Source organism: Paraburkholderia gardini, assembly GCF_907164545.1.
Taxonomy (GTDB): Bacteria; Pseudomonadota; Gammaproteobacteria; order Burkholderiales; family Burkholderiaceae; genus Paraburkholderia; species Paraburkholderia gardini.
The window spans coordinates 1-11,421 of the sequence record NZ_CAJQZB010000066.1; the positions used below are offsets into that span (position 1 = coordinate 1).

Here is an 11,421-nt window from a genome sequence, read left to right on the forward strand (position 1 = left end):
GGGGGCGCGGCGCGGCTGCGCCGGGGCGCCGCCGCCCCGCCGGCCCGGCTTCCGCTGCATCGAACTGGCCGCCTAGCAGATGCAGATGAATCTGCCCGGCCACGCTATGGGCGATGAGCCGCGACAACCCGTACTGCGATGCGTACTCCTCGAGACGTTCGAGCCAGGCGAAGGCATCGAGGCGATGTCCGGTTACCCAGTAGACCGCCGACAGCACGGTCAGCACGCGCAGTACGGAATCGGGAATGGACACGCGTTCGAGCACATCGACGCGATCTTCCAGAAGCTCGCGGGCCGCGTCCAGATCGTTGAACTCGTACAGCACTTCGCCGAGCAGCGCCGCCGCGAAACACGCGGCTTCGGCGGCGGCGCTGCCGCGTTGGTCGGCGTCGAAGAGAACGTCGCGGCTGATGCGTTCGACCTGGATGAACCGGCCTTCCAGCGCATAGCTGAACCCCGCGATGCAGCGGCCGTTCAGCGCGCCGGCCGACGTGCCCATGAGCGGCGCGCCGTCGACGAAAAGTGGTGGCGCTTCGCTCTGAACCCGCCGCGCCTCTTCATAGTCGCCGCGACGCATGTAGATCCACGAAAGCAGGTTATTGCGACCGCCCACGGCGAGGCTGTCGGCTTGGGCGGGGATCTGCAGCAAGTGTGGCAACACCGACATCGCCTCGTTCGTGTCGTCGCGCTGGACGGCGAGCGCCGCCTGCAACAGGATGAGGCGGTAACGCGAGTGCGCGTCGCTTTCGGGAATATCGGCCTGAAGGCGGGCGAGGGCTGCCGCGCAGGCTTCGAATTCGCGCGCGTACAACTGAAGATGCACCATCCATAGCCGCAGACCGATCCGCGCCTGCACCTCGGCAAGCGGAAGCAGGCGTATCAGCACGACCAGCTTGCGCAGCTCGCCCCTGATCTGCATCGCCCGGGCGACGCTCAATACGAGGTCGGCTGCCGCCGCGGGCTCGCCTGCGAGTAACGCGTGCCGTACGGCGTCGTCGGGTTGTTCGTGATCGCGAAACCAGATCCATGCGGCCAGATGCACTTCGCGTCGATGCAGTTCGCTGCGCGCACGAAAGCGCTCGAGCAGCGTCTCGCGAAAGAGCGGGTTCAGCCGGTACCATGACTGGCTACCCGAACTCTCGATGGGCGCGATGAACAGGTTGTCGCTTTCCAGTCTCGTTAGCAGCGCACGCACTTCGGCAGGCGACTGCCCGTCGCCGGTCAATGCGATGCACAACGGCGCACAAACACGTGTGCAGCTCGCCATCCGGATCAGCAGTTCGACTTCGGATGGAGCAAGGCGCGACAACACTTCGCGTTCGAAATACTCCGCGAATCCGTGGGCATCCAGAAGCTGGGCGTGATCGGGCGGGTCGGCTGACGCAAGGTCCGTTGCGCCTTGCTTTTTCCGCTTCAGACGCATCGCGAAGAGTTGCAGGCCCGCTACCCAGCCGTCGGTCAGTTCGTGCATGTGCCGCGCGTCGCGCTGGCCGATCTGGCCCAGCTGGGCCTTGAGGAACGCTTCGGACTCGGCGGCCGTGAAGCGCAGGTCGCGCATGTCCAGTTCCAGCACGAGACCCTGGTCGCGCGGGCGGCCGAGCGAGAGCGGCACCGTGCCGCGCGAAACGAGCACGAGATGAAGGTTGGCCGGCGCGTAGTCGAGCAGCCACTGCAATGCTTCGTGATTACGCGCACCGGTCACGTGATGCAGGTCGTCCAGCACCAGTACGACGTCGTTAGGGTGGCCGGCAATGCCGCGTACAAGGGCGATGATCGTGCGCTCGACCGTCTCGTCATCCATGCCGCGACCGCCCAGCAGCGCGGCTTCATGGCACATCGCGGGATCGACCTGAGCGAGGCTTGCGACGAGGTAGTCGAGAAAGTGCGTGAGCTCGTTGTCTTCAGGCACGAGCGTCAGCCACGCGATGTTGAATCCGAGTGAAAGCAGCGCCTCGCGCCAGGCGATCAGCAGACTTGTCTTGCCGCAGCCCGCGGGACCCTGAAGCACGACGCAACGGTTGCGTCGTGCGTCGAGTAACTGGGCCAGAAGACGTTCGCGCGCGACGATGCGAGCGGTGCTGCGCGGCGGAATCAAGCGGGGATCGGCTCTGGATTCCGCCGCGGCGCCTTGGGAGCGGCGTGGGTCCGCGGGAGGGGAATTCTGCGGCATCGTGACCTGCGCCTTGCGCGCTTCGGCTTCGCGCCTTGCCGGCGTGGGCCAAAGGACGAAATGATAATCGGCACATTGTAGCGCAGCGCAGGTAGCGTTTTCACGTGCGGCAGGGTGGTGTCTTCCCGGATTTACCTCTCCTGTGGCGCCTGGCGTGCATCGGTCAGGAGCACTTCACCTTGCTGCATCTGCTGCCTGCGCCGCGTCGCGAATTGCACGACGTCGCCGCCCGCTCGCCACGCATAGCAGGTGTCGACCATCGGATGCATCCGGGTCGTTTCTTCTCCGTCAGCGGAGTCGCCATGGTCAGAAGGGGTCTTGCGCAGGCCCATCAGCGTCTGGATCGCTGTCGTGGCGATGGGGCCGAGCAGTTCGGTCAGATGCGTGCAGCCTCCCGGACCGGCCAGCCGGCTTTTGACCTCCTTCATGAAGCCTGCGCCGATGCTGAGACCCGTGAGGCTCTTGTAGGCGTCGTTGATTTCCGTGCAGAAGCGGCTCGGCGAAGCGTTGGTGTGCGTCTCGATATGGCGGATCACGAGCTTCGAGTCGATCGTGACGACGATGCGCATGTCGTGAACCGGCGAACCAGCGGGCACGGTCTTGAAGAGCAGATCGGCGTCGCTGGCCTTCGTGTCCCGCATGCTGCCTTCGATGTCGAACAGGCCGTCGCCGCGTTCGAAACCCACGCATTCGATATGACGGGTATGGACAGGCCGCCGCGGTGAAGGATTCGATGGGATGACAGACATAGGTATCTCGCTCACGGAAGCAATCGTTCGGTCGATGGAAGTCGACTCGCATTCAGACGGTGCAATACGACCCCCAGCGCGGCTTTAACGTCCATTCGCTTTTGAGTGATCGATATCACCCAGCCTATCCAGAGAGAACACGCCTGCCGCCCCCTGCATCGGGGGGGGACCGGCCGATACGTGTCGCGCCCCCTTCCATCGCTTGGGGTATTCCCGTCCCCCCTCTGTTTGGGTAGGTTTTCCGCGCGAACGTCCCTGCAATATGAGCCCCGCAAGGGCCGGCCAGACTTTGATGGACCGTCGTCCCGGCGCGCATCTGTATGAGTTTTGCCAGACCCGTGTCCGTCGGACGCGGTAAACATAAAAGGGAGACACGCATGCGTTTTATGAGTCAGGGCATCTGCGGGGCCACGTTGCTTCTTGCCGCCGGGGGAGCGGCGGCCCAGTCGAGTGTGACGTTGTACGGGGTAGCGGACACGTTCGTTCAGTACCTGGATAACGGCGGAAATCATTCGTATTCCGTACGAAGTGGTGGATCGACCGGTTCCCTGTTTGGTCTTAAGGGGAATGAAGATCTGGGCAACGGGCTGAAGGCGGTGTTCGACGTCGAAAACGGCTACAACATCAACAACGGCGCGTTTTTCGCCGACAGCACGGCCATGTTCTACCGGCAGTCGTGGATGGGACTGAAGCACGACACGTATGGCTCGCTGACGTTCGGCCGTCAATATCAGCCGAGTTTCTGGGCTGTCTATTTCACCGATCCGTTCCGCGGCAATGAGGTCATGTCGCCGCTTGCGGCAGCCGACCTGGCCGGCGCCACCGACCGGTCCACGCTCGCGACGCAGTATGTGTCGGGACGAACCAGCAATTCGATCGTCTATACGTCGCCCGACATGAGGGGTGCGCATTTCTACGCGATGTACGCGCTGCCGTCTACGGTCACGCAACCTGTGCCGGTCCGCTCGGGCGCGATGCTCGACCTGGCAGCGAACTATTCGGGTTATGGCTTTTACGCGGGCGTCGGTTACCAGTACCAGCATGGATCGCAGGAGACTGCGCCGCTGGTGCCCACCGCTCCGACGTTGTTGACCTCCTTCGATCTGATGGCAACGGAGCACTTTACCGGCGCGCTGGCATACCGGCTCGGCATCGTGAATTTCCAGTTCAACTATTCGTATAACCGGCCGAAGGACGCGCCCGCGGGCGCGCTCGTCACCATCACGCCTGCGGTGAAGTTGCCGCTTTCCTCGCTGGTGCATTCGTACAGCATCGTCGAGCTGGGCGCGACGATCCAGGCTACCGCAGCGGACGTGATCGAGATCGCCGGCATCGAGCGGGATGTGCGTGGCGTTCACGACAACACGCCAGGTATCGAGGTGGGCGTCGACCACAGTCTGTCGAAGCGCACGAGCCTTTACATGCGCGCGGGCTACCTGAAGAACAACGGCTCCGCGAACATGAGCTGGCCCGGCGTCCCGGGTGTCGCCAGCGGTTCGAAGCAGGTCATGGCGGTGCTCGGGATGTCGCATCGTTTCTGACGGTTCGTGCTATCGGGAAGACGTCGCCATGCGACGTCACCCGTGAGCGCCGTTGTGTTCGATGCTCGCTGATCCGAAATAACATAAGGAAAATATCGATGAATCAAAACAGGATATTCAGGCTGGCAGGTGGGGTGCTTCTCGTTCTCGCGTCGCTTGGCGTGCACGCCCAGGGTAGCGATGCAGCCACTGCGTCCGGCCGGCCGGGTGTGTCGGATGCGAAAGCTGTCAAGGCCGCCGACCGTGCGCTTCAGAAGAGTGTGATTCGTGCCCTGAGCAGGACAAAAGGACTCAGGGTTGCGACGATTACGGTGCGCGCGCATAACGGCGTGGTGACACTGGAAGGCACTGTGCCCGAACAGTCGCAGGTTGGTCTGGCGACCCAGGTTGCTGAAGGTGTCGAGGGTGTGACCTCGGTGACGAACGTGCTGGCGTTGTCCACGTTATAAGCGGCGTTTCGGGTGTCCCTGCTGTTACGAAAGGGCCTGCTCATCACGGATGAGCGGGCCCTTTGCACGAGATATCACATCGTCACTGACTTGCATTCGAGAAACTCGGCAAGCCCTTCGCGACCGTACTCGCGTCCGTTGCCCGACGTCTTGTAGCCGCCGAACGGAACCGTGATGTCCAGCATCGCGCCGTTGATGCGCACCGAGCCCACACGCAGGCGTGCGGCCACGCGGCGCGCACGTTCGGGATTGCTGGTCGCGATATAGCCGGCGAGACCATATTCCGTATCGTTGGCAATCGCGATCGCGTGTTCTTCGTCGTCGTACGGAATCATCACCAGCACCGGGCCGAAGATTTCCTCGCGCGCGATCGTCATGTCGTTGCGGACATCCGCGAAGACGGTGGGGCGCGCGTAGAAGCCGTGTGCGATTCCTTCAGGTCTGCCGGGACCACCGGCGATCACCCGGGCGCCTTCCTCGATGCCGGTCCGGATCATGGCCTGCACCTTTTCGTATTGCGCGCGGTTTGAAATCGGACCCATCCTCGTGGCCGGATCCGTCGGATCGCCGACGGTGATCCCACTGGCGACCGCCGCGGCAATCGCGGTAGCTTCGCCGTATCGCTCGCGAGGCACCAGCATGCGGGTGGGCGCGACGCAGGTCTGCCCGGAATTGGCCATGCACTGCGCCACGCCGCTCGTCACGGCCGCCTTCAGGTCGGCATCGGCGAGGATCAGCAAGGGCGACTTGCCACCGAGTTCCTGTGCCACGCGCTTCACCGTGGGCGCGGCACTCATGGCCACTTCCACGCCGGCACGCGTGGACCCGGTGATCGACACCATGTCCACGTCGGGATGAGACGACAGCCGTGCGCCGACGATACGTCCGTCGCCGAAGATCATGTTGAAGACGCCTGGCGGCGTGCCTGCTTCGTGCATGATTTCCGCGAAGATGACCGCGTCGAGCGGAGCGATTTCCGACGGCTTGAGCACGACCGTGCAACCTGCTGCCAGCGCCGGCGCGACCTTGGCGACGATCTGGTTCAACGGCCAGTTCCATGGCGTGATCAGTGCCGCGACGCCGATCGCTTCGCGGCGCACGTAGCTCTTGCCGTGCTGCGTCTCGAACTCGAAGTGGCGCAGCGTCTCCAGCGCGGCCTCGAGGTGTGCGAGACCGATCGCGGCCTGCAGGTTCTTGCACAGCGTGATGGGCGCGCCGATCTCGATGCAGACGGCTTCGGCGACGTCGTCGAGCCGTGCGCGGTAGCGTTCGATGATCCGCTCGAGCAGCGCGATCCGTTCTTCGCGGCCCGATTCCGACCAGGCGGGAAATGCGCCGCGCGCAGCGGCGACGGCGCGATCGGCGTCTTCGATAGTGCCCAGCGTCAGTCGTCCGGTCAACGCCTCGGTGGCCGGATTGACGATGTCCATCCGCGTGCTCCCCGCGGACGGCTCGACCCAGTGGCCGCCGATATAGAAGGTGTTCAACGTTTTCATTTCAGTTCCTGAGGTTCTTCGGAGGCTGTCGGACTCAGGCCGCGAACGGACGATCACCGATCACCGTCGCGCGCATCATGTGGCGTGGGGCCGGGAAGTAGTCCTGCACCGCGTAGTGCTGGCATGAGCGGTTATCCCAGAAGGCGATCGTGTTCGGACGCCATTTGAGGCGGACCTGGTATTCCGGCGCCTGGGCCTGGCGGAACAGGTATTGCAGCAGATCCATTTCCGCGAGCTTGTAGTCGAAGCCGACGCGATAGTCCCTGGCGGTCACCCGGCCGTAATTCGACAGGTGAGTGGTAAACGCCTCGTTCACATAGAGGATTTTCTCGCCGGTTTCGGGATGGACACGCACAACCGGATGCTCGACGGGCGGGAATTTCTCGCGCATGGCCGCGTGCTGGTCCTCGGGAATCGCAATGCCGAAAAGCGGCAGGAAGTCGTGGACTGCCTTGAGACCCGCGATTCGCGCCTTCACGTCATCAGGGAGATTCCCGTAAGCGGCCACCATGTTGATCCAGATGGTGTCGCCGCCGACCTCGGGGCATTGCACGCATCGCAACATGGAGCCCATCGATGGAACCTCGCGCCACGATACGTCGGAGTGGTAGAGGTTCTCCCGGCCGCGCTTCGTATCGTTGCGGCCGAGTATCACCAGTTCCGGATGATCGGGGTGATGCGGAAATGCGGGATGAACCTCCAGCTCGCCGAAGCGCCTTGCCATGGCGACATGCTGCGACGGGCTGATGTCCTGGTCGCGGAAGAACAGCACCTTGAACTTCAGCAGCGCGCGGCGCAGCGCAGCGTAAGTGTCGTCATCGAGCGGATCGCGCAGATCGACGCCTCGAATCTCCGCGCCGATCGTCGGCGTGTAGCGTTCGACGGTGAATGGCCACGCGTCCGAATCCGTGCAAACCGCCTTCGAATCGGGGGCGATCTCTGTTGCTTGCATGTATGTCTCCATTTAGGTGGGCCCGCGGATACCGTGGCACATCAGGCTCGCGGCGCTGCGGGCGTTTCAGGCAACTGGGGCGGCTTCACGGGTGCACGTCGTTCGCGAATGCCGCATGCCGCTTCAGCGCGCCGGCAGACGTTTGCCGGTCGCTGGCGCGGATCAGGTCGGCGACTTTTTCACCGATCATGATCGCGGGCGCGTTCGTGTTGCCGCCGATCAGCGTCGGCATGATCGACGCGTCGGCCACGCGCAGACCATCGATTCCCCGTACCCGCAGGTCCGGATCGACCACAGCCATTGCATCGATGCCCATCTTGCACGTGCCGACCGGGTGATAGACGCTGTCGGCGTGACTGCGAACGAATGCACGGATCGCGTCTTCATTCGAATCGTCCGGTCCGAAATCGTCCGTCAGCAGTTCCTTTCCGCCTGCTTCGGCCAGCGCCGGTTGCGCGAAGATGTGGCGAACGATCCTGACGCCCGCAACCAGCGTGTCGAGATCTGCTTCGGCGGACAGAAAGCGCGGATCGATCGACGGCGCATCGCGCATGTCCGCGCTACGCAGACGCACGTGACCGCGACTTTGGGGGCGCAGGATATAGGCGTGACAGGAGTAACCATGTCCGAGCCTGCTGCGTCTGGCGACGTTGCTGTTGCCGAGCAGGGCGAGAACAAAAGCGAGTTGCAGGTCCGGGATGGCGAGCGAGGGGCGACTCTTCACGAAGGCGCCTGCTTCCGCGAAGTTCGAACTGACCATGCCGGTGCGATTGCGCCGGTAGCGCAACATTTCGGATGCGAGCCGCAGAAAGCCGCCCGACGAATAACCGAAGAGGTCGGTGGACTTGACCTGTTTGTTGACGATCACGTCGAGATGGTCCTGCAGGTTCTCGCCGACCCCGGGCAGATCCTGTACGACATCGATACCGTGGCTGCGCAGATGTTCAGCCGGACCAATGCCCGACGCCATCAGCAGTTGCGGTGAATTGAACGCCCCACAACTGAGTATGACTTCACGGCGGGCCCGCAACGTCTGCACGACGCCTGCGCGCACGATGCTGACGCCGCGCGCCCGTTTGTCCTCAATGACAACGCGCAATGCCTGGGCATCGGTGAGGACATCGAGGTTCGGGCGACCGCCGTTCAGGTCGGGATCTTTCGCATTGCCGCGGTGCAGATAGGCGCGCGCCGCGTTCCAGCGTTCACCGTTGTGTTGCGTGACCTGATAAAGGCCGGCGCCTTCCTGTTCTTCGCCGTTGAAGTCGGTGTTCAACGGCAGGCCGGCCTGCCGGGCGGCCTTCACGAAACGGTGGGAGAACGGGTTAGGCGTGCGCAGATCGCTGACGTGCAACGGACCGTCGCCGCCATGCCATGGATCTTCGCTGCGTCCGGCGTGGCGCTGGTTGCATTCGCTGCGCCGGAAGTAGGGCAGTACGTCGTCAAAGCCCCAGCCGGTGCAACCGAGGCTCGCCCATTCGTCGTAGTCGTTGCGATGGCCGCGAATGTAGACCATGCCATTGATCGATGAACTGCCGCCCAGTCCGCGTCCACGCGGCTGAAAGGAGGCACGCCCGTCAAGGCCGGTCTGGCTCTCCGTGTAGTAGGCGAAGTTGCGCGGACCGGGTTTTCGCACGGTTCCGGCAAGACCGATCGGCACCCACACGCTCATGTGGTGATCGTGCGGACCCACTTCCAGCAGCGCGACGGTGACGGACCGGTCTTCGGCCAGTCTTGCCGCGACCGCGCAGCCCGCAGAACCCGCACCTACGACGATGTAGTCGTACTCTGCCGCGATCGTTGTGCCTTGAGCGTTGCTACCGGGTCTCGTCATGGAGTCTCTCTACGTTATATGGGTTTTGCGCACGCACGGCGCCGTTGTCCTGTCGCTGCCGGATTCGCCATGCGCGCATTACGCCGGGGCCTGGCTGGCGAAGTGATTGAGGGTCTTGTGCGAACGGTCTGGATGAAGCCAGAGCAGGGCGGCGAAGGCGGCTGCGATCAGCAGTGCGGCGCTGACCGTGAAGCCGAGTTCATAAGCGTGGCTGCTGTCGCTGCCGTAGACCTGCACCAGCCGGCCCATCACGACTGGCGCGAAGGCGGCGCCAAGGCTTGCGAGTGCCGTGTGGATCGCGACGAGCGATCCGCGCTGGCTGTCCGGGACCATTTCGGCGAGCAGCGCGGGCGCCAGCGTGAAGCTCAACGTCGGCAGCGCGCCGGCCATGGCGAGCAGCGCGACTTTTTGCAATGGCAACCAGTGAAGCAGCATGAGCGCGATGTACAGCAGCGCACCCGCCGCCGCGGACAGACAGATCAGGTGAACGCGTGCCCTGCGAGTCGACACGCCGCGGCCGAGCATGCGCTGGGACAGCCAGCTCAGCCCCACGTTGACCGGCGTCGCGGTCGCGACCACCACGGCGAAGCACCGGCCGGCTTCGATGCCGTTGAAGCCGAGCCCTTTTTCGAAGTAAGTGGGTATCCAGGTCAGGCTCAGGCCCAACGTCCAGTAGGCCGTGAACCCCAATGCGAACACCGAGAGTACCGAGCGGTCGGTCAGGATCCTGCGATAGGGCAGCCGTTTCGCCGGAGCCGGCGCGGCCAGTGTGGTCTGCTGCTTGCCGAGTGTTCCCTCGCGGCCGAAGCACGCCCACAGCACGCTCCATATCGCGCCAATGGCGCCGAGCAGCACGAAGTTCATGCGCCAGCCCCACTGTCTCGTGACGACGGGGATCAGGAGACCCGCCAGCAGCATGCCAAAGGCGGCGCCCTGATTGATGACCGCGACCGGCAGATTTCGCTTCCGGTTGGGGAACCACTTGTACAACGCATGCACGGAGACTGGAAAGGCCGGCCCTTCGGCGACGCCAAGGATCACGCGGCAGACCAGAATCCCCAGCGCGCTTGTCGCGATCGCCTGCGGCAACTGAAGCGCGGCCCAGCTCAGGCCCATCGCAAGCAGGAGCCAGCGGGTCGGGAAGCGATTCGAAAGGAATCCCACGAGGACAGTCGAGATTGAAAACAGCCAGAAGAAACTGCCGGCAACGAGGCCGAATTTTTCCGGCGACAGATGCAGCTCAGCCGTGAGCGGCACCGCGACCAGACCTAAAACGATCTTGTCCAGGAAATTGATGAGGGCAAGCCCCGTCAGCAGGAAGGTCATCGTCCATGCGGACTTTGCCTGGAAATCGAGGGAAGCGGTCATCGGTTGTCTCAAGATGGTTGCTGTAGTCCTTTTCCCGGCCGGCCCGGCTGCCCGACCCGGTAATCCGGCTTGATGGCGTCACGGTACGGTGTCCGGGCGGGTGGGCAACCACCCGGAACAGGTAGTCCAGGGAAAACCTTGTTCTGCCAGGGTACGGATCGTCCGGCTGTTCGGGTCTCCGGTGTTGCGAGTGACGGATACTCCACCCGACCGGGGTAGTGGCATTGATCGGGCGTTGAATTACTGTGGCTTCCGGAAATGTCGGGCGGCATCGCCAATATGCGGGCGAGGCCATCTTCCGTTGATCGTCGCGATTCGAATCTGTGCCAGCGTTAATGAGGGGAGAGGCCGTGAATACCCGGGAAACGTCGTTGCGCCGTCTCGTGGAAAGGTGGTTTGGACCGGACCCGGCGATGCGGGCGCGCGTGACGATGTTCAGTCACGCCCAGGCCAGCCGCTGGCGTTATGTGTGTGTGGCTTCAGGGCGGCCGTCCGGTGAGTTGTCGATCTTTTTCTTCCGCCACGAAGATGGTTCCTGGTCCGTATTTCCGCCGGAGACCAGGCGGGCGACGATGAACGTCGCACGCATGCCGGTTTTGCCCGGCGTGCCGGGCCCGATTGCCTCGACAGCCTGAGGGCTGGCCGGTTTTACGCGGCATCCACGGATCGGCGCATTCGGGGCGATTCGCCCGATCACGACATCCTGTTGTTTCGTTCATTAAAAAATACTGGAGATCCGCGCTGTGTCAATCCCGACAATCCTTGAAGACGATAGCGTGAGCCCGCGCGAGTCGATGGAATACGACGTGGTGATCGTCGGCGGCGGGCCCGCGGGGCTGTCCGCGGCGATCCGCCTGAAGCAGCG

10 protein-coding genes are annotated in these 11,421 nt (G+C 63.6%); 4 read left to right on the forward strand and 6 right to left on the reverse strand.

Features of this window, described 5'->3' with window-relative positions; genetic code table 11:
• Nucleotides 1-2,170 (reverse strand): AAA family ATPase (locus tag LPA37_RS27375; protein ID WP_229014226.1); only part of this gene is annotated, 2,170 nt, incomplete at its 3' end.
• A gap of 131 nt (nt 2,171-2,301) precedes the next feature.
• The gene (locus LPA37_RS27380; RefSeq protein ID WP_229014227.1) at nt 2,302-2,919 is read right to left on the reverse strand and encodes a DUF2889 domain-containing protein; all 618 of its coding nucleotides are present in this window, start codon (nt 2,917-2,919) and stop codon (nt 2,302-2,304) included.
• A gap of 377 nt (nt 2,920-3,296) precedes the next feature.
• Between LPA37_RS27380 and LPA37_RS27385 the strand changes: the two genes are divergently transcribed.
• A complete protein-coding gene (locus LPA37_RS27385) occupies nt 3,297-4,460 on the forward strand; it encodes a porin (RefSeq protein WP_229014228.1) in 1,164 nt (387 codons plus the stop codon).
• A gap of 98 nt (nt 4,461-4,558) precedes the next feature.
• Nucleotides 4,559-4,909: a BON domain-containing protein gene (locus tag LPA37_RS27390; RefSeq protein WP_229014229.1), complete on the forward strand. Its 351-nt coding sequence runs from the start codon at nt 4,559-4,561 to the stop codon at nt 4,907-4,909.
• Nucleotides 4,910-4,983: 74 nt separating this feature from the next.
• Here the strand turns inward: LPA37_RS27390 and LPA37_RS27395 are convergent, their stop codons facing one another.
• The 4 genes from LPA37_RS27395 to LPA37_RS27410 all read right to left on the reverse strand — a co-directional run bounded on the left by LPA37_RS27395 (nt 4,984) and on the right by LPA37_RS27410 (nt 10,556).
• Nucleotides 4,984-6,405, reverse strand: a complete 1,422-nt coding sequence (locus LPA37_RS27395; RefSeq protein WP_229014230.1) for an aldehyde dehydrogenase family protein — start codon at nt 6,403-6,405, stop codon at nt 4,984-4,986.
• Between the two features lie 34 nt (nt 6,406-6,439).
• Nucleotides 6,440-7,357 (reverse strand): TauD/TfdA dioxygenase family protein, encoded by a 918-nt coding sequence (locus LPA37_RS27400; protein WP_229014231.1) that lies wholly within the window; start codon nt 7,355-7,357, stop codon nt 6,440-6,442.
• 85 nt (nt 7,358-7,442) lie between these two features.
• Nucleotides 7,443-9,188: a GMC family oxidoreductase gene (locus tag LPA37_RS27405; RefSeq protein ID WP_229014232.1), complete on the reverse strand. Its 1,746-nt coding sequence runs from the start codon at nt 9,186-9,188 to the stop codon at nt 7,443-7,445.
• A gap of 78 nt (nt 9,189-9,266) precedes the next feature.
• The gene (locus LPA37_RS27410) at nt 9,267-10,556 is read right to left on the reverse strand and encodes an MFS transporter (RefSeq protein ID WP_229014233.1); all 1,290 of its coding nucleotides are present in this window, start codon (nt 10,554-10,556) and stop codon (nt 9,267-9,269) included.
• 350 nt (nt 10,557-10,906) lie between these two features.
• Here LPA37_RS27410 and LPA37_RS27415 point away from each other — a divergent pair, with 350 nt between their 5' ends.
• Together LPA37_RS27415 and LPA37_RS27420 are read left to right on the forward strand one after the other, a co-directional pair.
• Nucleotides 10,907-11,191 (forward strand): hypothetical protein, encoded by a 285-nt coding sequence (locus LPA37_RS27415; protein WP_229014234.1) that lies wholly within the window; start codon nt 10,907-10,909, stop codon nt 11,189-11,191.
• A gap of 114 nt (nt 11,192-11,305) precedes the next feature.
• Nucleotides 11,306-11,421, forward strand: a 116-nt coding sequence (locus LPA37_RS27420; RefSeq protein ID WP_407672641.1) for an FAD-binding protein, incomplete at its 3' end; no start/stop codon positions are given.

Bases quoted from the DNA above. Each gene is read 5' to 3' on its own strand.
- LPA37_RS27400 (WP_229014231.1), bottom strand. From the start codon at position 7,357: ATGCAAGCAACAGAGATCGCCCCCGATTCGAAGGCGGTTTGCACGGAT.
- LPA37_RS27390 (WP_229014229.1), top strand. From the start codon at position 4,559: ATGAATCAAAACAGGATATTCAGGCTGGCAGGTGGGGTGCTTCTCGTT.
- LPA37_RS27380 (WP_229014227.1), bottom strand. From the start codon at position 2,919: ATGTCTGTCATCCCATCGAATCCTTCACCGCGGCGGCCTGTCCATACC.
- LPA37_RS27395 (WP_229014230.1), bottom strand. From the start codon at position 6,405: ATGAAAACGTTGAACACCTTCTATATCGGCGGCCACTGGGTCGAGCCG.
- LPA37_RS27410 (WP_229014233.1), bottom strand. From the start codon at position 10,556: ATGACCGCTTCCCTCGATTTCCAGGCAAAGTCCGCATGGACGATGACC.
- LPA37_RS27385 (WP_229014228.1), top strand. From the start codon at position 3,297: ATGCGTTTTATGAGTCAGGGCATCTGCGGGGCCACGTTGCTTCTTGCC.
- LPA37_RS27405 (WP_229014232.1), bottom strand. From the start codon at position 9,188: ATGACGAGACCCGGTAGCAACGCTCAAGGCACAACGATCGCGGCAGAG.